This is a genomic window from Aeromonas sp. R2-1, assembly GCF_040908425.1.
Taxonomy (GTDB): domain Bacteria; phylum Pseudomonadota; class Gammaproteobacteria; order Enterobacterales; family Aeromonadaceae; genus Aeromonas; species Aeromonas caviae.
On the sequence record NZ_JBFODR010000051.1, the window covers coordinates 131814 to 154652 of the forward strand.

Sequence of the window (22839 nt, forward strand, 5' to 3'; positions counted from 1 at the left end):
ATCAAACCTACTGTGGGTGGATATAAGGAATAACAACTATGAGCATACAAAGACCCAATACCCTGCTTGGCGAGTGCCTCGCCGAGTTTATCGGCACCGGCCTGCTGATCTTCTTCGGCGTCGGTTGCGTGGCCGCCCTGGTGCTGGCTGGCGCCAACTTCGGGCAATGGGAAATCTCCATTACCTGGGGCCTGGGTGTCGCCATCGCCATCTATGTTACCGGTGGCATCTCCGGTGCCCACCTCAACCCTGCCGTGACCCTGGCGCTGATGACCTTCTGCGGCTTTGACAAGCGCAAGGTGGTGCCCTTCATCATCGCCCAGATAGCCGGGGCATTCGCCTCCGCCGCCCTGGTCTACGCCCTCTACAGCAACCTGTTCACCCAGTGGGAGCTGACCCACAACGTGGTGCGCGGCAGCGTCGAGAGCCTTGGCACTGCGGGCATCTTCTCCACCTACCCCAATGCCCTGCTCTCCAACATGCAGGCTTTCGCGGTCGAGATGGTGATCACCGCCGTCCTGATGCTGGGCATCATGGCACTGGGTGACAACAACAACGGCGCCCCCAAAGGCTTCGCCGCCGCCCTGCTCATCGGTATCCTGATCGCGGTGATCGGCGCCTCCCTCGGCCCCTTGACCGGCTTTGCCATGAACCCGGCCCGTGATTTCGGCCCCAAACTGTTCGCCTTCGTGGCTGGCTGGGGTGACGTGGCCCTGACCGGTGGTCGTGACAACCCCTACTTCTGGGTCCCCATCCTTGGCCCCATCGTCGGCGCCCAGATCGGTACCGCCCTGTATGTGAAAGTGCTGGCTCCCTGCGTCCCGGGCAACCGCGTCGCCACCGAAGAAGCCTCCAAGCTGTCTAACAAAGAAGAGGCCGCCGCCTGAGAGCGGCCCTCCCCAACGTGTAACAACGTGGAAAATAAAAACGTGGAGAACATCATGTCTGCTGAAAAGAAATTTGTCGTTGCGCTGGACCAGGGCACCACCTCCTCCCGTGCCATCGTCTTCGATCAGGATGCCAACATAGTCGCGACCTCCCAGCGCGAATTCACCCAGCACTACCCGAAGGCGGGCTGGGTTGAGCACGACCCCATGGAGATCTGGGCGACCCAGTCCTCCGTCTTCACCGAAGTGCTGGCCAAGAGCGGCCTGCACAGCGAGCAGATTGCCGCCATCGGCATCACCAACCAGCGTGAAACGACCGTGGTGTGGGAGAAGGCCACCGGCAAGCCCATCTACAACGCCATCGTCTGGCAGTGCCGCCGCACCGCCGCCATCTGCGAGGAGCTCAAAGCGCGCGGCCTGGAAGAGTATGTGCGCGAGAACACCGGCCTGGTGCTGGATGCCTACTTCTCCGGCACCAAGGTGAAGTGGATCTTGGACAACGTGGAAGGGGCCCGCGAGAAGGCGATGAACGGCGAGCTCTTGTTCGGCACCATCGACACCTGGCTGGTGTGGAAGATGACCAACGGCGAGGTGCACGTCACCGATCCGACCAACGCGTCGCGCACCATGCTCTACAACATCCGCGACCTGAAGTGGGATGAGCGCATGCTGGACGAGCTGGGCATCCCCGCCTCCATGCTGCCGCAAGTCAAACCCTCCTCCGAGGTCTATGGCTACACCACCCGTGGCGGCGGCGCCCGCATCCCCATCGCCGGTATCGCCGGTGACCAGCAGTCCGCCCTGTTCGGCCAGCTCTGCTTCGAAAAAGGGATGGCCAAGAACACCTACGGTACCGGCTGCTTCATGCTGATGAACACCGGCACCGAGCCGGTTCGCTCCAGCAACGGCCTGCTGACCACGGTCGCCATCGGCCCGAAAGGGGAAGTGAACTACGCACTGGAAGGGGCGGTCTTCATGGGCGGCGCCACCATCCAGTGGCTGCGCGATGAGCTCAAGATCATCCACGATGCCCGCGATACCGACTACTTCGCGAGCAAGGTAGGCGACACCAACGGCGTCTACCTGGTGCCGGCCTTCGTGGGCCTGGGCGCCCCCTACTGGGATCCGTATGCTCGCGGCACCATGGTCGGCCTGACCCGTGGCGCCAACCGCAACCACATCATCCGTGCGGCGCTCGAATCCATCGCCTACCAGAGCCGCGACGTACTGGATGCCATGCAGCAGGACTCCGGCATCAAGCTGGCAGCCCTGAAGGTGGATGGCGGCGCCGTGGCCAACGACTTCCTGATGCAGTTCCAGGCTGACATGATGCACACCCCTGTGGTGCGTCCGACCCGCATCGAGACCACCGCCATGGGCGCCGCCTTCCTGGCCGGCCTCGCCGTGGGCTTCTGGAAGAGCTCCGAAGAGCTGGAAGACAAGTTCAGCGTGGACCGCGAGTTCATTCCGCAGATGGACCGTGACGATCGCGCCAAGCGCTACAACGGCTGGAAGAAGGCGGTGGAACGCTCACGCCGCTGGGCCGAAGAGGAGTGATGGGGTAACCGACGCGTCCTTGAGATGAAAAAAGCAAAGAGGCCGACAGCGATGTCGGCCTCTTTTTATTGGCGAGCACGACTGTTCTGACCGCCCCCGACCCCAACCCTTCCCTTGCCAAGGGGTGGGAGAAAATGACCCCTCCCCCTCGTGGAGGGGGTTGGAACTGTCGACAAGCCCTCTACAACGCCTCAGCACCGAGCTGCTCTTTCAGAAAATCGAGCCAGACCCGCAGCCGGATGTCCCGTTGGGCATCGGAGTAGAAGACCGCATGGATGGGGCGCGAGGCGCCGCTGTTGCTGCGGGCCAGCACCTCCACCAGCGCCCCGCTCGCCCTGTCATCCCTCGTCATGAAGTCCGACAGGCAGACGATCCCCTGCCCCGCCAGCGCCAGCTGACGCAAGGTTTCCCCGCTGCTGGCCCGCAGGGTCGGGGTGATGGCGAATCGGTCCCCCTGCTCCTCGCTCAATAGGGGCCAATGATTGAGGTGATCGGGGTGCAAAAAACCGAGCAGCTCGTGGCCAGCCAGCAAGTCAGCCGGCTGGCGCGGGGTACCGCGTGCCTTCAGATAGTCGGGGGAGGCCAGCAGCCGCAGCCTGGAGCGACCAAGGGGCAGGGCCCGCAGGGAGGAGTCCGTCAGCTCGCCGATGCGAATGGCCATGTCCACCCGCCGCTCCATCAGGTTGATGAAACCCTCGGAGCTGTGCAGTTGCAGCTCGATGGCGGGGTAGCGGCGGCGAAACTCGCCGATGATGGGCACCAATCTATGCAGGATGAAGGGGGTGGCGGCGTCCACCCGCAATATGCCCTCCGGCTGCTCCCGGCGCATCAGCAGCAACCCTTCCGCCTCGCTCATCTCGGTCAGGATCTTCACCGCCCGCTGATAGAACCAGCTCCCCTCCTCGGTCAGGCTGACCCGCCTTGTGGTGCGGTTGAGGAGCACGGTGGCGAGCTTCTCTTCGAGGCGCTTGATGCCGCGGCTCACCACGGAATTATCCATGCCGAGATTCTCCGCCGCCTGGCGAAAGCTGCCCGCCTCCACCACGGCCACAAACAGGGTCAGTTCATCGGAATGGGTCTTCATTGTTGTTATCCAGGCAAGAGTAATGGGCCTTTATAGGCGAAATGGCCGGGAGTTGGCAAGACAGGCGTCGCTTCATATCGTGACGCACCACCTGTTTTATCTGCGCCCTTGCCAGTACAATGCCGCCAACCGGCACCGTATGGCGCCACACCATGACAGGGACGATCCATGACATTCGACAACAGGCTGGCCGCCGCCCATCGGGAGCTGGCCGAGAAGGGCGTGCAAACGCTCAACTACAACCCGCCGATCATCTGGCTGCTGCGAAAGGCGGGGTTCACCATCAGGCCGCCCCACTACGAACGCTTTATGATCAACGTTCTTGCCCTGGGACTCCCCATCGGCGCTATCTGGGGGGTGTTGATGTGGTGCCTCGGCTGGCAGGATGAGGTGAGCCCGGGGTTTGCCCTGCGCCAGAGCCTGCTGTTTGGCATCGGGCTCGGTCTGCTGATGGGGACCTGGTTCTGGTTTCGGCGCAAGCAGCTCAAGCTGACCCCCTGGGACGCCTTGCCCCACTCCACGAGCCCCACGCAAAAGCGCTGGCAACCGAAATAATCACCGACAAGGAGAGCCCATGACCAAGGCCCATGAAAAACTGAACTATGTGGAGTTTGCGGCCAGGGATCTTGCCGCCACCCAAGCCTTCTTCACCGCCGCCTTTGGCTGGCAGTTTGCCGACTACGGCCCCGATTATTGCGCCTTCGAGGGAGAAGGGCTGGATGGCGGCTTCTACCGCGCCGATCTGTGCAGCCAGAGTGCTCAGGGCGGGGCGCTCCTGGTGTTCTACAGCGCCGATATTGAGGCGACTCAGAGCAAGGTAGGCGGCGCAGGGGGCACCATAGTGCGCCCCCTGTTCGATTTTCCCGGTGGCCGCCGTTTCCACTTTGTCGAGCCCAGCGGCAATGAATTTGCGGTCTGGTCCGAACCGGCCAGCGCCTGATAATACTCCGCCCTCCCCTGGCCCACCTGCACCACGACCAGCCATGGGGAGGCCACATTGCTGCACTCACCTCAATAGTGTTTTGCGACTGCTGCCCTGTATCCCCCAGTCTGGGGCGGGCATACTGACTCCCGTCTTAACGAGGAGGTTCAGATGCCATCCCCCCTGATCGTGATTGCCCAGCTTGACGCCAAACCCGAATTCGCCGCCCAGTTTCGCGCCGCCCTCGAGCCGCTGATCGCCGCTACCCTGCAAGAGCCGGGGTGCCTTCGCTACCAGTTGCACCAGAGCCTGGAGAGCCCCCATAGCTGGATGCTGTACGAGGAGTGGAAGAGTGAAGCCGCCCTGCTCGCCCACCAGCAGCAGCCCCACTACATCGCCTTTGCCAGCCTCGCCTCCCCCTGGTTTGCCAACCGGGTCGTGAGCCGCTACCGGCGCGCCTGACTGCCTCCGCCCTCGGCGCAGGCAAAGCCCATCATTTGAGCGTAGAAACACTAACCTGAGGAATTTGATGATGAAGATGCCCAACCTGGGTCTTGGAACCTTCCGCCTGAAAGATCAGCCCCTTCGCGACTCCCTGCTCCAGGGGCTGGAACTTGGCTACCGCCATATCGATACCGCCCAGATCTATGACAACGAGGCCGAAGTCGGCCAATTGATGAGCGAGAGTGGCGTGCCCCGCCAGGATATCTACCTGACCACCAAGGTGTGGACCAGCGAGTTCGGTCCGGGCAAGGTGATCCCGAGCCTGGAAGTGAGCCTGGAAAAACTCGGCACCGACTATCTGGATCTGGCGCTCATTCACTGGCCCTCCCCCCAGGATGAGGTGCCGATGGCGGTCTATCTGGAGCAGCTCGCCGTGGCCAAAGCCCGGGGCCTGACCCGGGAGATCGGGGTTTCCAACTTCACCGTGGCCCAGCTTAAACAGGCTATCGAGATTTTGGGACCGGGCGCCATCGCCCACCAGCAGGTGGAGATCCACCCCCTGCTGCAAAACCGCAAGGTGGTCGAATTCTGCCAGGAGCACGATATCGCCATCACCGCCTACATGCCGCTCGCCTATGGCAAGGTGCTCGCCGAGCCGCTGCTGATGGAGATCGGCCAGCGCCACGGCGTCTCGGCGGCCCAGGTGTCGCTGGCCTGGCTGCTGGCCCAGGGCATGACGGTGATCCCGAGCTCTACCAAACGGGAGAATCTGGCCGCCAACCTGGCTGCGCTGAAGGTGCAACTCAGTCGCGATGAGATGGCCGCCATCGCCACCCTGGATCGGGGTGAGCGCTGCGCCAACCCGGACTTTGCGCCGAATTGGGATTAAACCATGGCCTCTCGATTCGGCGGTGGATAGCGGCGACCCTCACGAACAGACTGCAACCACGGGCTATCCCCTCTCCCTATGGGAGAGGGAGAGGGTGAGGGCAGGCTCTTCTATTCAGGTCATCAGGCCTTAAACCAGATAGCCCCCTCATCCCCAGCCCTTCTCCCGCAAGGGGAGAAGGGAGCAAAGAAAACCCGACACCATCGACGAGAACCTGAGCGGGAGGCACTGTACCTCCCGTCTTTTTGTCTCAATACCGGGCGCGACTGCCACCTTCCCTTGCCCTTTCCTCTTTGTGCCCCTGCCTTTTTGTCCCCAGCTTCCTCTATACGCCTTGCCTCTACAGGCTTTGCCTCTGCATTCAACTTGTGCTGCATGGCCGCGCTTGTCCTCGCGGCCTCCGCCATTCCCAATACCCCATTTCACGGTCCCATTGCTGCTGATTTGGCAAAAGTAATTTGACGTTGTCGTCATTTTTACCAACAAACACCCTCGGCATACTGGCGCCATTCTCCCGTCGGGAGTCCCAATCCAAGGAGTTGTTATGCCACTGGCGTTATTTGCCCTCACCTTAAGTGCCTTTGCCATAGGCACCACCGAATTCGTGATCGTGGGGCTCATCCCCACCATCGCCGAGCAGCTCAATGTCTCGCTCCCCTCGGCGGGCCTCCTGGTCAGCCTCTATGCCCTTGGGGTGGCCATCGGCGCCCCCGTGCTCACGGCGCTCACCGGCAAGCTGCCGCGCAAGTGGCTGCTGGTGGGGCTGATGGCCCTCTTCACCGTCGGCAACCTGCTGGCCTGGCAGGCCCCCGGGTACGAGAGCCTGATTGTGGCCCGCATTCTCACCGGGCTGGCCCACGGGGTCTTCTTCTCGGTAGGCAGCACCATCGCCACGGGTCTCGTGGCCAAAGAGAAGGCGGCCAGCGCCATCGCCATCATGTTCAGCGGCCTCACGGTCGCCCTGGTGACCGGCGTCCCGCTTGGCACCTGGATTGGTCAGGTCTTTGGCTGGCGCGAGACCTTCCTGGTGGTGAGCCTGCTCGGCCTCGTCGCCATGGTGGGCAGCATGCTGCTGGTACCGGGGAACCTGCCGAAGGGGGCCGCCTCCAGCGTTCGCGAGCAGCTCTCGGTGCTCACCAGGAAGCCCTTGCTTCTGGTCTACGCCAAGACGGCGCTCGGCTATGGCGGTGCCTTCACGGCGTTTACCTTCCTCGCCCCCATCCTGCAACAGGTGAGCGGCTTTAGCGCCGGCGCGGTGAGCCTCATTCTGCTGGTGTACGGGGTATCGGTCGCCGTCGGCAATATCTGGGGCGGCAAACTCGCCGACCGAATGGGCCCATTGCCTGCGCTGAAGCTGCTGTTCGCCGGGCTCGCCGTGGTGCTGCTGGTGCTCACCTTCACCGCGCCGCACCCGGTGCTGGCGGTACTGACCGTGCTGGTGTGGGGCGCCTTCGCCTTTGGCAACGTGCCGGGTCTGCAGGTACTGGTGGTGAAACAGGCCGAGCGCCACACCCCCAATGCCGTGGATGTGGCCTCCGGACTCAACATCGCCGCCTTCAACGTCGGCATTGCGCTGGGCTCCGTGGTCGGCGGTTTCGTGGTGGAGCACCTCGGCCTGATGCACACCCCCTGGATTGGCGCCCTCATCGTGCTGCTGGCCTACGGCCTCACCCATGTCAGCGAAGCGGGCGAGCGCCGCGCCGCCCTTGCCTGACCCCCGGGCAAGCAAAAGGCCGACATCCTGTGTCGGCCTTTTTTCATGGGCAAGATGCGAGGCTCAGGGCTCCTTGAGATCCTCATCGGCGGCCCAGCGCGCCTCCAGCCAGAGCAGGTTGACCAGCCCGCAGAGCAGGGCGAACCCCAGCCCCAGCAACCAGGTGAAATACCACATATCGCATTGATCCTTGTGTTGAAGCGGATTAGTAGAGGCTGTGGCCGTGCTGGCGCACCTGCTCGGCGCTGACCCTGCCGCGCACCACCCGGTAGACCCAGAGGGTGTAGCCGATGTTGACCGGCATCAGTACCCCGACGATCCCCAGCATGATAAGCAGGGTGCGCTCGCTAGAGGTGCTGTCCCACAGGGTCAGGCTGCTGGCCGGATCCAGGGACGAGGGCAGCACGAAGGGGAAGAGCGCGATGGCCACGGTCAGCATCATGGCGGCGCAGGCACCGCCGCTGGCCACGAGCGCCAGCCCGGACTTGCCGAGGCGGCTTGCCAGCGCGCACACCAGGGGCAGCAGGAGCCCGAGCACAGGCACGGCCCAGAGCACCGGATGGGCGACAAAGTTGCCAAGCCAACCCGCCGGCACCGCCACCACCTCTTTCATCAGCGGAGTGAGGGCGCCGTTGAGATCGCCGATGGCCATGATGCGATACCCCGCCATCTCTCCAAGCCAGACGCCGCCAAGGGCAAAGAGGGCGCTCGCCAGGGGGCCGAGCCAGAGGGCGAGGCGGGCGCTGCGCGCCGCTATGGCCCCCTGGGTCTTGCACTGCAGGAAGCTGGCACCGTGCAGCAAGAGCAGCGCCAGCGCCGTCCCCATGGCGGTCAACAGCAGCGGCCAGTGGAACGCAAAGGCGCCATAGTGGATGCGAAGGGCCGCATCGAAGCGAAACGGCAGCCCTTGCAGCACCAGGCCAAGGGTGGCACCAAACACCAGGGTCGGCAGCAGACCACCCACCACCAGGGCGCGGTCCCACCAGCGGCGCCAGACCGGGTCCGGCAGCTTGCTGCGATAGTCAAAGCCCACCGGGCGCAAAAAGAGGCCGAACAGCAGGAACATGAAGGGCACGTAAAGCGCCGAGAAGGCGGCGGCATAGACCAGGGGCCAGGCGGCAAACAGGGTGCCGGCACCGGCGATGAGCCACACCTGGTTGCCCTCCCACACCGGCCCCACGCTGTTGAGCAGCACCCGCCGCTCGTCATCCGTCTTGCCGACCACGGGCAGCAGCATGCCGACCCCGAGATCGAAGCCATCCATCACCACGAAGCCGACCAGCAGGAAGAGCACCAGCCCCCACCAGATCACTTTCAGGGTTTCGTAATCCATCAGGCAGGACTCCCGTTTTGCAACACTTCACCTTGATAACGACCCGTCTGCAGGCTGGCAGGCCCTTTGCGGATCACATGACGCAACAAGAACAGCTCCACCACCAGCAGGCTGCTGTAAATGAAGAAGATGGCGATGAGGCTGAACCAGAGCTGCCCCGGTTGCAGCAGGGAGACGGAGGCCGACACCGGCAGCACGTCGCTGATGGTCCAGGGCTGGCGACCGAACTCCGCCACGAACCAGCCCGCCTCGATGGCAATCCAGGGCAGCGGAATAGACCAGAGCAAGGCCCTGAGCAGCCGCGGGGATTGCACCAGCCTGCCCCGGCACAGCTGCAGGAAGGCGGCGGCAAAGAGCGCCAGCAGCGCCACGCCGATGCCCACCATCAGGCGAAAGCTCCAGAACAGTGGCGCCACCTGGGGGATGGAGTCCGCCACCGCCTTGGCGATGGCCCCCTCGTCCGCCTTGCCGATCTCCTTGGCATAGGGGGTGAGCAAGAGGCCGTAGCCCAGATCGCTGCGGTGGCGCTCGAAGGTGGCGCGGGCCGCCTGGTTGCTGCCATCTGCCCGCATCGCTTCGAGCGCCTCGTGGGCCAGCATGCCGCTGCGAATGCGCGCCTCGTGCTGCGCTTTCAGATCTTTGAGCCCCGTCACCTGCTCATCCAGGGAGCGGGTGGCGATGATGCCCATCAGATAGGGTATCTTGATGGCCGCGTGGGTGGTCTCGGCACGCTGATCCGGCAGGCCGAACAGGGTGAAAGAAGCCGGGGCGGGCTCCGTCTCCCACTCCGCCTCGATGGCGGCGAGCTTGACTTTCTGCACCTCCCCCGAGCGATAGCCCGACTCGTCCCCGAGCACGATGACAGAGAGGATGGCCGCGAGGCCAAAACCCGAGGCGATGGCAAAGGATCGCAGGGCGAAGCGCACCTCCATGCCGTGCAGCAGATACCAGCTGCTCACCCCCATCACGAACAGGGAGGCCGCCACATAGCCTGCCGCCACCGTGTGGACGAACTTGACCTGGGCCACCGGGTTGAAGATGACCGCGGCCACATCCACCAGCTCCATGCGCATGGTCATGGGGTTGAACTCGGCGCCGACCGGGTTTTGCATCCAGCCGTTGGCGATGAGGATCCAGAGGGCGGAGAGGTTGGAGCCGAGCGCCACCAGCATGGTCACCAGCAGGTGCTGACCGCGGGAGAGCTTGTCCCAGCCGAAGAAGAAGAGGCCCACCAATGTGGATTCGAGGAAGAAGGCCATCAGCCCCTCCACCGCCAGCGGCGTGCCGAAGATATCGCCGACATAGTGGGAGTAATAGGCCCAGTTGGTCCCGAACTGGAACTCCAGGGTGATCCCGGTGGTCACCCCCATCACGAAGTTGATGCCAAACAGCTTGCCCCAGAAGCGGGTGATGTCCTTGTAGATCACCTTGCCGGTCATCACGTAGGCCGACTCGGCGATCACCAGGATCCAGGACAGCCCCAGGGTGAGGGGCACAAACAGAAAGTGGAACATCGCCGTCGCCCCGAACTGTATTCGGGAGAGGCTGACCACATCATCCAGGCTTATCATGCATGACTCTCTATGTTGCATTTAACGGACAGGTTTTCGCCCGCCAAGTACACCATGGTCCATGACACCTATAACAGATGCAGTTATAGTGAAAAACACCTATAACAGTTTGGGCCCACCATGTCCCGCTACGGCCAGTTGGCAGACCAGCTGCAACAGCAGATCACGAGCGGCCTCTGGCAGCCGGGGGAGCGCATCCCCTCCATCCGCCAGAGCTGCAAGACCCATGGCCTCAGCCCCATGACGGTGCTCCAGGCCTATCAGTTGCTCGAAAGCCGGGGCCTCATCCTGGCGCGGCCCCAGTCCGGCTACTACGTCAAGGCCGCGAGCACGGCCCGGCGGGAGAGCCAGCCCCAGCAGGCCCGCTACAGCGGCTCGGTGGACATCAACGATCTGGTGTTCGAGGTGCTGCAGGCGAGCAAGTCACGGGAACTGGTGCCCCTTGGCATGGCGGTGGCGGACCCTACCCTCTTCCCCCACCCCCAGCTCGGTCGGGCCCTCGGCAGTTGCATGCGCCGCCTCGATCCCTTCAGCACGGTGGCAGATCTGCCCCCCGGCAACGAGGCACTGCGCCGCGCCATCGCCCGGCGCTACGCCGGCGAGGGGATGGCGGTGGATCCCCAGCAGATCATCATCACCACGGGGGCCATGGAGGCGCTCTCCCTCAGTCTTCAGGTGCTGACCGAGCCCGGCGACTGGGTGGTGGTGGAGTCCCCCACCTTCTACGGCGCCCTGCAGGCCATCGAGCGGCTCAAGCTCAAGGTGGTGGAGATCCCGGTGATCCCCGGGGTGGGCATCGATCTCGCCCTGCTGGAGGAGGCCCTCGCCCAGCGCCCCGTCAAGGCGTGCTGGCTGATGGGCAATGTGCAGCACCCCCTCGGCCACACCATGCCCGATGAGCACAAGCAGGCGCTGATGGCGCTGCTCAACCGCCATCAGGTCCCCCTGGTGGAGGATGACGTCTATGCGGAGCTCTATGTCGGGCGCGAGCGGCCAAGGCCCATCACCCATTGGGATGCGCGAGGAGAGAGCCTGCTGTGCGGCTCCTGGACCAAGTGTCTGGCGCCGGGCTTTCGGGTCGGCTGGGTGGTGGCCAAGCGCCACGCCGAGCGCATCCAGCGGCTGCAACTGATGTCGACGCTCTCGACCAATGTGCCCAGTCAGCTGGCGCTGGCCGACATGTTGCGCCAGGGCGGGGTGGACGCCCACTTTCGCCGCCTGCGCCACACCCTGGCCCAGCGCCAGCAGCAGATGCGGGCAGCCCTGATGCGCCTCTTCCCCGAGGCGCGTATCTCCTCCCCGGACGGAGGCTACTTTCTCTGGCTCGAATTTGACGCCCGCCTCGATGGCCGGGCGCTCTATGCCAGCGCCATCGAGGCGGGGGTCTCCATCGCCCCCGGGGCCCTCTTCTCCAGCCAGGGCCAGCACAACCACTGCCTGCGCCTCAACAGCTCCCATCCCTGGAGCCCGCAACTGGACGCGGCGCTCAACCGGCTTGCAGACCTCATCGCCCGGCAACGGGAAACCTGGCAGAGCCCCCCTGACGCCTCACACGACAAGGGCCCGTAACGGGCCCTTTTGCAAGCGAGTGCGCCTTATCTGGCCATGGTCAGTGACTGGGCCTTGAAGCCCAGTCGCTCGTAGAGGGCCCTGGCCCGCTCGTTGAAAGCCATCACCTCCAGGCGCAGCTGGCTTGCGCCCCGCGCCTTGCCCCACTGGTCCCCGTGGGCGATCAGCGCCCGGCCGATGCCCCGGGAGCGGAGCCCCTCATCCACCACCACGGTCGTGATGCGGCAGACGGGCAGCTTGCTGAGAAAGGGGACGCTCTCGTTGAGGTCGATGCGGGCGGTGAGAAAGCCCGCCACCTCTCTCGCCACCACCGCCACGCAGAAAAGACGCGCCTCGTCGGCAATGGCGCCGAGCAAGAAGGCCCTGTCCTCCGGGGACGGGGGGCAGAACACCTCGGGCACCTGCTCGAAGTGGAGCTGACCTATCTGCCGGTTCAGGGCCAGAATGGCGTCGATATCCTGTTCAGTTGCCTTGCGAATGTCCACCTGATGCTCCTTGCAGTGAGGGTCGCCAGCGAGGAAAGAGGCTCGGCGGTCACCCTTTGGAACCCGCATCTTATCGGCTCGTCACGGCAATCAACAGCCCCCGGCAACGACAAGGCCCCATGACGGGGCCTTGTACATCCGCTGACTCCCGGGCTCAGCCCGGCGCCCCCAGCTGGGCCACCTGGCGCTCTATGCTCCCCTTGAGGTTGTCATCCAGCTTCAAGGCGCGCGCCAGCTCGTCCAGATAACCGCGCTCCATGAAGTGATCCACCTCGATGGTGAGCAGGGAGGCGAGGTAGACCTCGGTCGCCAGCTCCATGTCCGTCACTTCTCGCGCCAGGACATGGGGGTCGAGGGGGCGGGAGAGCTCGGCGTCAATCCAGCGGGCCGCATCCCGCTCCCCCTGTTCGGTCAGGTACTCCTGGATCTTCTGGCGCTCGGCGGCATCGATGTGGCCGTCGGCCCGGGCCGCCGCCACCATGGCGCGCACCAGCAGATTGGCGCGGGCATCCAGGGCCTTGCCCTCCAGGGTGTCGAGGGGCTGGGTCGGCTGGGCCGGGGTGGACTGCTGGGTCTGCCAGTCCTGATAGAGCTTGTAGGCCAGCCCCCCGAGGGCTGCCGCCCCCCCCACCGCCGCCACCTTGGTGCCATATTTGCGCATCTTCTTGTTGCCAAGCAGCAGCGCCATGGCCCCGGCGGCCAATCCCCCCTGCGCCATGCCCTTCATCTGGGCCTTGCGCGTGTCACCACCGTCGTTGAGCCAGCCCTTGCCAGCTCCCATCAATTGCTCCAGCATCTGTTTCATGGGGCCTCCTCCCTCGCGTGATGAGTCATGCTGGGCCGCCTGCGCTGAACTCAAGGTGAATGACGGCGCAGGCAAGAAAGGCGCTGGTTGGATCAGTGCCGGCCCCACCCGCTGTTATTGTCCCCGGGGGACAGCCAAGGAGTCCCCCCTTGCCTCGACATAAGGAAGTACCATGAGCGCCCGTGAACTGACCCTGCAATTTCTCGCCGAACCCGCCGACGTCAACTTTGGCGGCAAAGTCCATGGCGGCATGGTGATGAAGTGGATTGACCAGGCCGGCTACGCCTGCGCCGCCGGCTGGTGTGGCGGCTATGCCGTCACCGTCTATGTGGGGGGCATCCGCTTCTTGCGCCCAATCCAGATAGGCCAACTGGTGGAGGTGCACGCCAAGGTGATCCACACCGGCACCACCAGCATGCACCTGGCGGTGGATGTCTACAGCCGCCACCCCACCGACCCGGAGCGGCGCAAGACCACCCACTGCATCATCATCTTCGTGGCCATGGACGAGCATGGCAAACCCACTCCGGTGCCCCAGTGGCAGCCGGTGAGCGAGAGCGATCTGCAGTTGCAGCAGTACGCCAAAAAGCTGATGGCCCTGCGCGAGGAGCTGGACAAGGAGATGCGACAGCACATGTGACCCGTCCCGCCCCGGGCAGCCGGGGCGTGTCTTCGCGCCGCCGGGCGCTATAATGGCGACCACCCTTGCCCTTGAGAACCCAAGATGTCCCTGGAAAATGCCCCCCCCGAGGTCCAGCTCGCGGTGGATCTGATTGAACTGCTGGAAACCAACCACATCGCCCCCGCGCTGGCCCTGGCGGCACTCGCCATCGTTCGCCGGGATTATGAGCGCAAGCTCGAGGAAGGTCGGGAGGCCTGAGCGCCCCCGCAGGAGGCACCATGTCAGCCCCCATTCGCATCGAACAAGGCCGCGCCATGCTCCTCGGGGGGCTGCGCCGTCACCACCCCTTCGAGCAGGGGGACTTCGCCGGCCAGTGGCGCGACCTCAGCGCCCTGCTTCCCCTGCCGGGGCAGCTCGGTGAGCACGCCTATGGCGTCATCTGCGCCGCCACCGACACCCACTGCGAATACCTCTGCGGGGTGGAGGTCGCCGCCCTGGAGGTGCTGCCTCCCGGGCTTGGCCGCATGCGCATCGCCCCCCAGACCTACGCCATCTTCTTGCATCAGGGGCATGTCGCGACCCTGCCGCACACCTGGTGCCAGGCCCTGGCGTGGCTCGCGCAATCGGACTATCAATCTGCCCAGCAGCCGGATTTCGAGCGCTACGGCGCCCGCTTTGACGCCGCCACCGGCAGCGGCGAAGTGGAAATCTGGCTCGCCGTGGTGCCAAAACAGGCCCTGGCCTGACCCCTGACCGCCCGGGCTACCTCGGCCCCATCACCTCGTCACAGAGCGCGATCAGCGCCTCCCCCAGGCGGGCGAGGGGCTCGCTCGTGCCCGGCCCCTGGTGCAGGGCCAGCTCCACCGAGCGCACTGCAGGCCAGTGGGCCAGCACCACCTGCTCCGGTTGCAGCAGACGCGCCGGCAGCAGGCTGACCCCGATCCCCGCGCTCACCGCCCCTTGCAGGCTGGCGAGACTGCCGCTCACGTAGGCGATGCGCCAGGGAATCCCCTCGGCATCCAGGGCGTCGGTCATCTGGCGCCGGTAGAGCCCCTCGCTTGGAAACACCACCAGAGGCAGGGGGTCGCGCCCGGCGGCGGGCCACTCCCGGCTGTCAACCCAGGCCAGGGGCTCGCGCCAGCGGGCGATGGGCTCCCCCTGGCCGCGCCCCTGCTTGATGAGGGCCAGATCCAGCTCTCCCCCTTCGAACGCCTGCCACAGGGCATGGCTGAGATCGCTTTGCACCTCCAGCCGCACCTGCGGGTGCGCGCGGGCGAAGGCGGCCAGCACCGGGGTCATGGCCCCCGCGGCAAAATCCTCCGGCACCCCGAGGCGCAGTGGGTGGCTCGCCTCGCTCACCCGCTCCCCCGCCCGGGCCAGCAGCCCCAGGATGCGGCGCGCCAGCCCGAGCAGGGTCTCCCCCTGGGCCGTGGTCACCACCTGGCGACCGGATCGGTCGAGCAGGGTGCAACCCAGCTGCTGCTCCAGGCGGCGCATCTGCTGGCTCAGGGTGGACTGGGTGAGGTGGATACGCTCGGCGGCGCGGGTAAAGCTGCCGGTTTCGACGATGGCGACGAAGCTCTGCAGCAATTGGGGGTCCAGCAGGGGGCGCTCCATGGGCAATCTCCATTTATAAAACCACTGGAAGTCATTTTATCATTTAATTTCCAAATGATGCGGCGACCCTCTAGGCTGCTGTCATCCCCCTTTTTGCCAGGATATGACCATGCCACCCCCTTCCCAGTCCGGTGCCCGCCTCCTCAACTCCCTCACTGCCGCCTCGGCCCCCAGCCATCAGGAGTGGCTGGAGCAGGCCCTGCACCTGGCCCTGACCCATCGCCAGCAAGGGGGGCGCCCCTTCGCCGCCCTGCTGGTGAGGGAGAACCGGCTGGTGGCGAGCGCCGTCAACCGCATGCTGGAGGCGGGGGACCCCACCCGTCACGCGGAGCTGGAAGCGCTGCGGGAAGGGAGTCGCCAGGGGCCGCTGGCCGGGGCCATCGTCTATGCCAGCGGGCACCCCTGCCCCATGTGCCTGTCGGCCCTGGTGATGAACGGCATCCAGGCGGTCTACTACGCCTTTGACAACGACGATGCCGCCCCCTTCGGCTATGACAGCCGCGCCGCCTACGCGGCGCTGCGACTGCCGCTGAGTCCGCCGCCCCTGCCCCTCATCAAGCTGGCGAGCCCCATCGCGGCCGAAACCCTCTACGGTCCCCTGCCCCATGCATAAGCGCCGCCTCCCCCCGGGCAGCGGCGCCTTGCTGGTGTTGGTGATCCTCATCGCCCTCAACCTGCGCCCCTTCCTCACCGCCATCGGCCCCCTGGCCCCTCGCATCGACGCGAGGCTGGCCCTCGGGGTAGATACCCTGGCCTGGGTCACCCTGCTGCCCCTCTGGCTTATCGGGGTAGGCGTGCTGCTCACCCCGGCGCTCCTGGGTCGCACGGGCCCGCGCCCCCTGCTCGGGACGGCCCTGCTGCTGCTCGCCCTTGGCAGCGCCCTGCGCGTCGACCTGGCGAGCGGCGCCCTGCTCATCGCCAGCGCCGCCCTGTGCGGGCTGGGCTCGGCCCTGGTGCAGGGGGTGCTGCCCGGCCTCATCAAGGAGGGGTTCGCCCAAAAGGTGCCCCTGGTGATGGGGATCTTCTCCGCCTGCATGATGGGGGGCGGGGCGCTCGGGGCCGTGCTCACCCCGCGCCTTGCCGAGTATCTGGACTGGTCTCGGGCGCTGGCGCTCTGGGGCCTGCCGGTGCTGCTGGCCCTCGGCTGGCTGGCCTGGCGGGTGCCCCTGCCTGCCCCGGCCAGCACGCCCGCCCCCACCGGGGAGCAGCGGCTGCTCCCCCTGCCCCGCACCTGGCTGCTCATCGCCTGCTTTGGCATCATCAACAGCGGCTACGGCATCGTCGTGGCCTGGCTGGCCCCGGCCTACATGGCGGCGGGCTGGAGCGCCCAGCAAGGGGGCGAGCTGGTGGCCTGGCTCGCCCTGGCCCAGACCGCGAGCGGCCTTGGCCTGCCTCTGCTGGCAGCCGGTCGGCTGGACCGCCGCCCCTGGATGGCGCTGGCCATCGCCATGCAGCTGGCGGGCTTTGGCGGCCTCTGGCTCGCTCCCCAGACCGCCCCCCTGCTCTGGTGTTTGCTGTGCGGCGCCGGGCTTGGGGGGAGCTTCTCCCTCATCATGGTGATTGCGCTGGATCACCTGCCCGACCCGCGCCGGGCGGGCGCCCTCTGCGCCCTGATGCAGGGGGTCGGCTTCATGGTGGCGGCTACCGGCCCCTGGGTGGCGGCCCGCCTGCACCATGCAAGCGGTGACTTCGCCGCCGCCTGGCAGTGGCAGCTCGGTGCCCTGGTCCTGATGAGCCTGCTGGTGGTGCGTCTCAACCCGCGCCACTACCCAGGGGCCATGGGCCTGCCCCCGGAGCAGGCCATGGCTGTGCAAACGGCAGGCCACAAGCCTGCCTGATCCGGCGAGCACCGGCCTTGGGGGCCAGAAAACACAACACCGGCCTTGGCCGGTGTTGTTCATCAGGGTGCGGGAAGGCCTGGCGCTCAGCGCCCCTTCTTCTGGCGCCCGCCCTGCCCTGGCCGTGGTTTGCCCGGGGCGGGTTTGCCCCCCTTGCCAGGCGCGCTTTTACCTGCCCCCCCTTTGCTGGCAGCCCCTTTGCCCGCCCCGCCCTTGCCTGCGGGGCTCTTCTTCTCGAAGGCCTCGGGGCCCGGCACATTGGGCCGCCCGCCAATCTCGTGATCGTCGCTGCGCCGCGGCTTCTTGCCCTGGGCCGGGGTGCCGGCCGCAGCCACCTTGGGCTTGGCAACCTGAGCCCCCTTGGCCGGTTTCGCCTCGGAGGAGGAGTCCTCAATCAGCTTGAACAGCTCGATCAGCTCGTCGTCGGTGAGATCGCGCCACTCCCCCACCGGCAGCCCCTTGAGGCTGACGTTCATGATGCGGATGCGCTCGAGCTTGGTCACCTCGAAGCCGAAGTGCTCGCACATGCGGCGGATCTGGCGGTTGAGCCCCTGCACCAGGGTGATGCGAAACACGAAGGGCGCCTCTCGCTTCACCTTGCACTTCTTGGTGACGGTGCCGAGGATGGGCACCCCGGCCGCCATGCCCCGGACGAACTCGTCGGTCACCGGCTTGTCCACGGTCACCAGGTACTCTTTCTCGTGATCGTTGCCCGCCCGCAGGATCTTGTTCACCAGATCCCCGTGGTTGGTGAGGAAGATGAGCCCCTGGGAGTCCTTGTCCAGGCGCCCTATGGGGAAGATGCGGGTGCTGTGGTTGACGAAGTCGACGATGTTGTCCTTCTCCCCCGCCTCCGTGGTGCTGACGATGCCCACCGGCTTGTTGAGGGCGATGAAGACCAGGCTGTCGGCTTCGCGCGGCTCGATCACCTGACCGTTGACCTTGACCAGATCCCCGGCAAACACCTGATCCCCCACCCCGGCCCGCTTGCCGTTGATGAAGACGTTGCCCTGCTCGATGAAACGATCGGCCTCACGACGGGAGCAGATGCCGCTCTCGCTGATGTATTTGTTCAGGCGCATGGATTCATCGGCCAGCATGGGTCACCTCCCCGGTCGGATGGGCCTTGAGAATGGCTGGCTGGATCAGCCGCGCTGTGGTCGGGTTCGTCTGCATACAACTCCATGAAATAAGGGCCTGCGCCCTGCATGTTCGGCAAAAAACGCCGCTACAGTAGCACATTGCACGCGCCCGCGCCCGGCCCCGTCGCACCCTGGCCGCTGGCTCACAGGGGGTGCTGCCCCTGATGCAGCAGCAGGCCCCCCATTATCCAGCGTGCGGTGACGCCACGGCCCTGATTGTGCTGCACCGCGCACTCCCCGCCTCTTTTCACTTCATGGTGCTCACTTCATGGGCCGGGCCCCGCCGCCGAAGATAGGGTGCGGCCTTCGGCAGATAGCCAGATGATCTAACGCTTGATATTTATCCAGCAAAAATGCATAAAAAGATTTTGGTCATCGCGAATTATCTGCTCTGACCCGCCGACGACGGGAAATGACACCCCCATCGGGGCGCAACAACGGGCCCCTTGAGCCCCGCGACCCCTGAAGACGGGCATGATCCCCTCTCTGGCAGGACGCCACTTTCATCATTCACGACAGGAGTTAAAGATGAGTCATTCCCTCTCCCAGGAGGCCTTTCTGGCCCAGGTCGCCAGCCGCAACCCTCACCAGCCCGAGTTCATCCAGGCCGTGAGCGAGGTGATCGCCTCCATCTGGCCCTATGTGGAGCGCCACCCTCGCTACCTGCAACACGGCCTGCTGGAGCGATTGGTGGAACCCGAGCGCCTGGTGCAGTTTCGGGTGAGCTGGGTGGATGACCAGGGCCAGGTGCAGGTGAACCGCGGCTACCGGGTGCAGCACAGCTCCGCCATCGGCCCCTTCAAGGGCGGCATGCGCTTCCACCCCTCGGTGGATCTCTCTGTGCTGAAGTTCCTCGCCTTCGAGCAGACCTTCAAGAACGCCCTCACCACCCTGCCCATGGGCGGCGGCAAGGGGGGCAGCGATTTCGATCCCAAGGGCAAGAGCGAAGGAGAAGTGATGCGCTTCTGCCAGGCCCTGATGCTGGAGCTCTATCGCCACCTGGGGGCCAACACTGACGTGCCGGCGGGCGACATCGGGGTGGGCGGGCGCGAGGTGAGCTACATGGCGGGCATGATGAAGAAGCTCACCAACAGCGCCGAGTGCGTCTTCACCGGCAAGGGACTCTCCTTTGGCGGCAGCCTCATTCGTCCGGAAGCCACCGGCTACGGCCTGCTCTACTTTGTCGACGCCATGCTGGCCCATCGCGGCCAGTCCCTCGATGGCCTGCGGGTCTCGGTGTCGGGCTCAGGCAACGTGGCCCAATACGCCATCGAGAAGGCGATGGCCCTCGGCGCCCGGGTCATCACCGCCTCCGACTCCGGCGGCACCGTCTATGATCCGGACGGCTTCACCCCCGAGAAACTGGCCCGTCTGATGGCGCTTAAAAACGAGCAGCGCAAGCGGGTCGCCGATTACGCCCATGAGCTCGGGCTCGAGTTCTTCAGCGGCCGCACCCCCTGGCATCTGGCGACCGACGTCGCCCTCCCCTGCGCCACCCAGAACGAGCTGGAAGCCGAAGATGCGGTGCAGCTTATTGCCAACGGCGTGCAGTTGGTGGCCGAGGGGGCCAACATGCCCTCCAGCGCCGCCGCCATCCGTCTCTTCCACGAAGCAAAGGTGCTGTTCGCCCCGGGCAAGGCGGCAAACGCCGGGGGGGTTGCCACCTCTGGCCTCGAGATGAGCCAAAATGCCCAGCGCCTCTCCTGGACCCGGGAGGAGGTGGACGCCCGCCTCAAGGGGATCATGACCAGCATCCACGCCACCTGTGTCCGTTACGGTCAGGATGATGACCATGTGAACTACGAAAGCGGCGCCAATATTGCCGGCTTCGTCAAGGTGGCCGACGCCATGCTGGCGCAAGGGGTCTGCTAGTCACGGCGCTCGAGACGTCGGAATGCAACAGGGCAGCCCATGGCTGCCCTGTTTGTCATAAGCACCGCCTTGCGCTGACCTGAGCCATCGCAGGTTACCTGCCCGGCGTCACTTCACGCTCGCTTCACCGGGCCATGACACCCTCATCCCTCTTTTTATGTGCAAACGAGGAGAACCCGATGACAACCACAGGCGCCCTGCTGATCCTGGCCGGGCTCGGCTGCTTCCTGGCATTCAACCTGCTGGGCTCCACCCTCGATGCCCAGGGCTTCCTGCACGAGCCCTTTGCCCTGCTGCCCCTGGGCTATCTGCTGCTCTTCACCGGCATGGTACTCAGCTTGCTCCCGCTACTGCGCAGGGCCCTCGCCAAAGGGGAATAGAACCGGCCCTGATGCGCCAGGAGCTCAGCAATAACGGCTGATCTCGATGAGGTTCTGATCCGGGTCCAGGCAATAGACCGATTCGATGGGACCACAGGCACCGCTTTTCATCACAGGCCCCTCCACTATCTCGACCCCCTGGCTCGCCAGCTGGGCCATCACCTGATCCAGGGGCCAGCGGGTGATGAGGCAGAGATCCCCCGACCCCACCTGCGCCCGGTTGCGCACCTCGTCCCCCAGCAACTGCAGATTGATCTTCTGGTTGCCAAAGCGCAGCGCCCGGCGCCCCGCCCCGAAGGTGATGGGCTCCATCTTGAAGGCGCCGCTGTAAAACGCCACCGCCCGCTCAATGTCGCTGACCGTCAATACCAGATGGTCGATATGACTTATCATGCTTGCTCCCTGTCATGTTGATTGCCGCACCATCATACCCACCCGCCTCAATAGAAACTGTGGCATGGTGCACAGGAGGGCTAACCACTTATTTTGACTAGGGAAATACCTTAACGCACGGCGGCACACGCCTTGTCACGCTGGGCCAGCAGGGTTTCGTCATCACTGCCCATGGCCGCCAGAATGGCCTGATTACAGGCCCGCTCCGCGAGCTTACTCGGGCTCGGCTGGGCGTCGGCGATCTCCGCAATCATGGGGCGATAACCGACAGCCGCCGAGCAGTACATGGTGCGGTACTTGGGAAGCTGCCAACTGCTGTCGTCTTGCCGTGTCAGGTCATCACACAGTTTGCCAAACAGTGCCTGCGCCTTGACCGTGCACTGACTGAAGCGCCGCACATCTTGCTCGTAGGGACGGCAGACACTTTGCTGTTTTATCTGCCAGAGCTGGAAAGAGAAGGGAACCTGCTCTCCCTCATAGTGAATCGCCCCGGCTTCTCTAGACACTTTTGAGCCGTTCGAAATATTGCTTTTCACACTCTACTGGCGATAGCCCATTGTTGAAACTGTGCCGACGCTTGGGGTTGTAAAACATTTCAATGTAATCGAACACATCCTGCCGGGCCTCCTCCCGATCTGCATAGGTTTTACGTCGGATCCGCTCGCGTTTGAGGAGTTGGAAGAAACTCTCCGCCACCGCGTTATCATGGCAATTGCCACGTCTGCTCATGCTGGCCTTGAGCCGGTGCTCCCGCAAAAAATCCTGCCAGTCATAGCTGCTAAACTGGCTCCCTTGGTCAGAATGAACCAGCACTTCCTGCTCGGGTCGCCGTCGCCACACTGCCATCAGTAACGCGCTGATGGCCAACTCTCGGTCGATCCGTGGCCCCATTGACCAACCAATGACTTGTCGTGAAAACAAATCCAATACCGCGGCCAGATAGAGCCAGCCTTCATGGGTTCGAATATAAGTGATGTCCGTTACCCAGACCTTATTTGGCTCAGTCACATCGAACTGGCGTTCAAGATGATTCGGTGCAACCACCGTTGGCCGGCCACCATAATGACCGGGACGGCGACGATAACCGGTTTGTGAACGCAAACCTTCATGACGCATTAATCGCGCCACCCGGTGTTTCCCACAGGTCTCGCCCATCTCTCGCAGGTCATCCCGGATCTTGCGATAGCCATAGACGCCCCCGCTTTCTAGCCAACATTGCTTGATCTGGCCCAGGAGGCGTTGGTCTTCAAGTGCGCGGGCAGATAAAGGCTGGTGCTGCCAGGCGTAATAACCGCTCGGGTGGACATTCATCATCCGACACAGTCGGCGGATGGGATGTGTGGACGCGTGCACCCGGATGAAGGCGTACCTTACCCTGACAGCTTGGCAAAGTACGCGGCGGCCTTTTTTAAGATATCTCGCTCATCGGTGACGCGGCGCAGTTCAGCCTTGAGGCGCCGAATTTCGGCTTGCTGGCTGGAGTCATGCTGTTGCTGCACGGCGGGCTGGCTGTAGCGCCTGATCCAGGCGTAAAGACTGTGGCTGGAAACACCAAGTCGCTCAGCGACCTCTGCCACTGGGTAATGGCGCTCAGTCACCTGCTTGACGGCGGCCAGTTTGAATTCTTCCGTGTAACGTTGCTGCTTGCTCATAACACCTCCTGATTGACCTCAGTTTGAGGCTCTTGAGGTGTCTAGGAAAGTAGGGGCGATTCA

26 protein-coding genes are annotated in these 22839 nt (G+C 64.6%); 15 read left to right on the forward strand and 11 right to left on the reverse strand.

Annotated elements, in window-relative coordinates:
* Window positions 1-38: 38 nt before the first annotated feature.
* On the forward strand, window positions 39-887 hold the full coding sequence (locus AB5Y80_RS18335) for an MIP/aquaporin family protein (RefSeq protein WP_042880435.1): 849 nt from the start codon (window positions 39-41) through the stop codon (window positions 885-887).
* 54 nt (window positions 888-941) lie between these two features.
* Window positions 942-2444, forward strand: coding sequence for a glycerol kinase GlpK (gene glpK, locus AB5Y80_RS18340; protein ID WP_201894855.1), 1503 nt, complete (start codon window positions 942-944; stop codon window positions 2442-2444).
* A 181-nt stretch (window positions 2445-2625) separates the two neighbouring features.
* Here the strand turns inward: glpK and AB5Y80_RS18345 are convergent, their stop codons facing one another.
* The gene (locus AB5Y80_RS18345; RefSeq protein ID WP_368173316.1) at window positions 2626-3528 is read right to left on the reverse strand and encodes a LysR substrate-binding domain-containing protein; all 903 of its coding nucleotides are present in this window, start codon (window positions 3526-3528) and stop codon (window positions 2626-2628) included.
* 168 nt (window positions 3529-3696) lie between these two features.
* Here AB5Y80_RS18345 and AB5Y80_RS18350 point away from each other — a divergent pair, with 168 nt between their 5' ends.
* The 5 genes from AB5Y80_RS18350 to AB5Y80_RS18370 all read left to right on the forward strand — a co-directional run bounded on the left by AB5Y80_RS18350 (window position 3697) and on the right by AB5Y80_RS18370 (window position 7497).
* Complete coding sequence (locus AB5Y80_RS18350) at window positions 3697-4083, forward strand: DUF6404 family protein (protein ID WP_103859103.1); 387 nt, start codon at window positions 3697-3699, stop codon at window positions 4081-4083.
* Between the two features lie 19 nt (window positions 4084-4102).
* On the forward strand, window positions 4103-4468 hold the full coding sequence (locus tag AB5Y80_RS18355) for a VOC family protein (protein WP_103859102.1): 366 nt from the start codon (window positions 4103-4105) through the stop codon (window positions 4466-4468).
* A 153-nt stretch (window positions 4469-4621) separates the two neighbouring features.
* A complete protein-coding gene (locus AB5Y80_RS18360) occupies window positions 4622-4912 on the forward strand; it encodes a putative quinol monooxygenase (protein ID WP_368173317.1) in 291 nt (96 codons plus the stop codon).
* A 67-nt stretch (window positions 4913-4979) separates the two neighbouring features.
* Window positions 4980-5783: a 2,5-didehydrogluconate reductase DkgB gene (dkgB, locus tag AB5Y80_RS18365; RefSeq protein WP_368173318.1), complete on the forward strand. Its 804-nt coding sequence runs from the start codon at window positions 4980-4982 to the stop codon at window positions 5781-5783.
* Window positions 5784-6327: 544 nt separating this feature from the next.
* The gene (locus AB5Y80_RS18370) at window positions 6328-7497 is read left to right on the forward strand and encodes an MFS transporter (RefSeq protein WP_042865230.1); all 1170 of its coding nucleotides are present in this window, start codon (window positions 6328-6330) and stop codon (window positions 7495-7497) included.
* Between the two features lie 63 nt (window positions 7498-7560).
* Here AB5Y80_RS18370 and AB5Y80_RS18375 read toward each other — a convergent pair whose 3' ends face one another.
* The 3 genes from AB5Y80_RS18375 to AB5Y80_RS18385 are packed head-to-tail and all read right to left on the reverse strand — an operon-like array spanning window position 7561 to window position 10401.
* The gene (locus tag AB5Y80_RS18375) at window positions 7561-7674 is read right to left on the reverse strand and encodes a CydX/CbdX family cytochrome bd oxidase small subunit (protein ID WP_010674207.1); all 114 of its coding nucleotides are present in this window, start codon (window positions 7672-7674) and stop codon (window positions 7561-7563) included.
* Between the two features lie 28 nt (window positions 7675-7702).
* Window positions 7703-8830, reverse strand: a complete 1128-nt coding sequence (gene cydB / locus AB5Y80_RS18380; RefSeq protein WP_198497445.1) for a cytochrome d ubiquinol oxidase subunit II — start codon at window positions 8828-8830, stop codon at window positions 7703-7705.
* The gene (locus tag AB5Y80_RS18385; protein ID WP_368173319.1) at window positions 8830-10401 is read right to left on the reverse strand and encodes a cytochrome ubiquinol oxidase subunit I; all 1572 of its coding nucleotides are present in this window, start codon (window positions 10399-10401) and stop codon (window positions 8830-8832) included. The genes cydB and AB5Y80_RS18385 overlap by 1 nt, the downstream gene beginning before the upstream one ends.
* A gap of 120 nt (window positions 10402-10521) precedes the next feature.
* Between AB5Y80_RS18385 and AB5Y80_RS18390 the strand changes: the two genes are divergently transcribed.
* Window positions 10522-11970: a PLP-dependent aminotransferase family protein gene (locus tag AB5Y80_RS18390; protein ID WP_368173320.1), complete on the forward strand. Its 1449-nt coding sequence runs from the start codon at window positions 10522-10524 to the stop codon at window positions 11968-11970.
* Between the two features lie 26 nt (window positions 11971-11996).
* Here the strand turns inward: AB5Y80_RS18390 and AB5Y80_RS18395 are convergent, their stop codons facing one another.
* A complete protein-coding gene (locus AB5Y80_RS18395; protein WP_368173321.1) occupies window positions 11997-12455 on the reverse strand; it encodes an N-acetyltransferase family protein in 459 nt (152 codons plus the stop codon).
* A 154-nt stretch (window positions 12456-12609) separates the two neighbouring features.
* Window positions 12610-13260 carry a tellurite resistance TerB family protein gene (locus AB5Y80_RS18400; RefSeq protein ID WP_042015902.1) on the reverse strand — a complete coding sequence of 217 codons (651 nt, stop codon included), beginning with the start codon at window positions 13258-13260 and terminating at the stop codon, window positions 12610-12612.
* A 172-nt stretch (window positions 13261-13432) separates the two neighbouring features.
* On the opposite strand from AB5Y80_RS18400, the gene AB5Y80_RS18405 reads away from it, so the two are divergent.
* From AB5Y80_RS18405 to AB5Y80_RS18415, 3 genes are all read left to right on the forward strand, one after another.
* Window positions 13433-13900, forward strand: a complete 468-nt coding sequence (locus AB5Y80_RS18405; protein WP_010674201.1) for an acyl-CoA thioesterase — start codon at window positions 13433-13435, stop codon at window positions 13898-13900.
* Between the two features lie 84 nt (window positions 13901-13984).
* Window positions 13985-14140 (forward strand): pleiotropic regulatory protein RsmS, encoded by a 156-nt coding sequence (rsmS, locus tag AB5Y80_RS18410; protein ID WP_010674200.1) that lies wholly within the window; start codon window positions 13985-13987, stop codon window positions 14138-14140.
* Between the two features lie 20 nt (window positions 14141-14160).
* Window positions 14161-14628, forward strand: a complete 468-nt coding sequence (locus tag AB5Y80_RS18415; protein WP_368173322.1) for a GyrI-like domain-containing protein — start codon at window positions 14161-14163, stop codon at window positions 14626-14628.
* A gap of 16 nt (window positions 14629-14644) precedes the next feature.
* On the opposite strand, the gene AB5Y80_RS18420 is transcribed toward AB5Y80_RS18415, so the two are convergent.
* Window positions 14645-15487 carry a LysR family transcriptional regulator gene (locus tag AB5Y80_RS18420; protein WP_226044882.1) on the reverse strand — a complete coding sequence of 281 codons (843 nt, stop codon included), beginning with the start codon at window positions 15485-15487 and terminating at the stop codon, window positions 14645-14647.
* A 115-nt stretch (window positions 15488-15602) separates the two neighbouring features.
* Between AB5Y80_RS18420 and AB5Y80_RS18425 the strand changes: the two genes are divergently transcribed.
* Both AB5Y80_RS18425 and AB5Y80_RS18430 read left to right on the forward strand, forming a co-directional pair.
* A complete protein-coding gene (locus tag AB5Y80_RS18425) occupies window positions 15603-16112 on the forward strand; it encodes a nucleoside deaminase (protein ID WP_041215485.1) in 510 nt (169 codons plus the stop codon).
* Window positions 16105-17337: an MFS transporter gene (locus AB5Y80_RS18430; protein WP_050498279.1), complete on the forward strand. Its 1233-nt coding sequence runs from the start codon at window positions 16105-16107 to the stop codon at window positions 17335-17337. Before AB5Y80_RS18425 ends, AB5Y80_RS18430 begins: the two co-directional genes overlap by 8 nt.
* A gap of 86 nt (window positions 17338-17423) precedes the next feature.
* Here AB5Y80_RS18430 and rluF read toward each other — a convergent pair whose 3' ends face one another.
* The gene (gene rluF, locus AB5Y80_RS18435) at window positions 17424-18437 is read right to left on the reverse strand and encodes a 23S rRNA pseudouridine(2604) synthase RluF (RefSeq protein ID WP_319907107.1); all 1014 of its coding nucleotides are present in this window, start codon (window positions 18435-18437) and stop codon (window positions 17424-17426) included.
* Between the two features lie 570 nt (window positions 18438-19007).
* Here rluF and gdhA point away from each other — a divergent pair.
* Window positions 19008-20351 carry an NADP-specific glutamate dehydrogenase gene (gene gdhA / locus AB5Y80_RS18440; RefSeq protein WP_368173323.1) on the forward strand — a complete coding sequence of 448 codons (1344 nt, stop codon included), beginning with the start codon at window positions 19008-19010 and terminating at the stop codon, window positions 20349-20351.
* A 179-nt stretch (window positions 20352-20530) separates the two neighbouring features.
* Complete coding sequence (locus tag AB5Y80_RS18445; RefSeq protein WP_368173324.1) at window positions 20531-20731, forward strand: DUF3955 domain-containing protein; 201 nt, start codon at window positions 20531-20533, stop codon at window positions 20729-20731.
* 24 nt (window positions 20732-20755) lie between these two features.
* On the opposite strand, the gene AB5Y80_RS18450 is transcribed toward AB5Y80_RS18445, so the two are convergent.
* The 3 genes from AB5Y80_RS18450 to AB5Y80_RS18460 form a co-directional block, all read right to left on the reverse strand.
* Window positions 20756-21124 carry a VOC family protein gene (locus AB5Y80_RS18450; RefSeq protein WP_323905237.1) on the reverse strand — a complete coding sequence of 123 codons (369 nt, stop codon included), beginning with the start codon at window positions 21122-21124 and terminating at the stop codon, window positions 20756-20758.
* Window positions 21125-21234: 110 nt separating this feature from the next.
* Window positions 21235-21630 carry a hypothetical protein gene (locus AB5Y80_RS18455; protein WP_368173325.1) on the reverse strand — a complete coding sequence of 132 codons (396 nt, stop codon included), beginning with the start codon at window positions 21628-21630 and terminating at the stop codon, window positions 21235-21237.
* A protein-coding gene (locus AB5Y80_RS18460) for an IS3-like element ISAeca4 family transposase (RefSeq protein WP_139739419.1) occupies window positions 21623-22776 on the reverse strand; the annotation gives its coding sequence in 2 pieces (ribosomal slippage) (window positions 21623-22539 and window positions 22539-22776; 1155 coding nt in all). The genes AB5Y80_RS18455 and AB5Y80_RS18460 overlap by 8 nt, the downstream gene beginning before the upstream one ends.
* Window positions 22777-22839 lie beyond the last annotated feature (63 nt).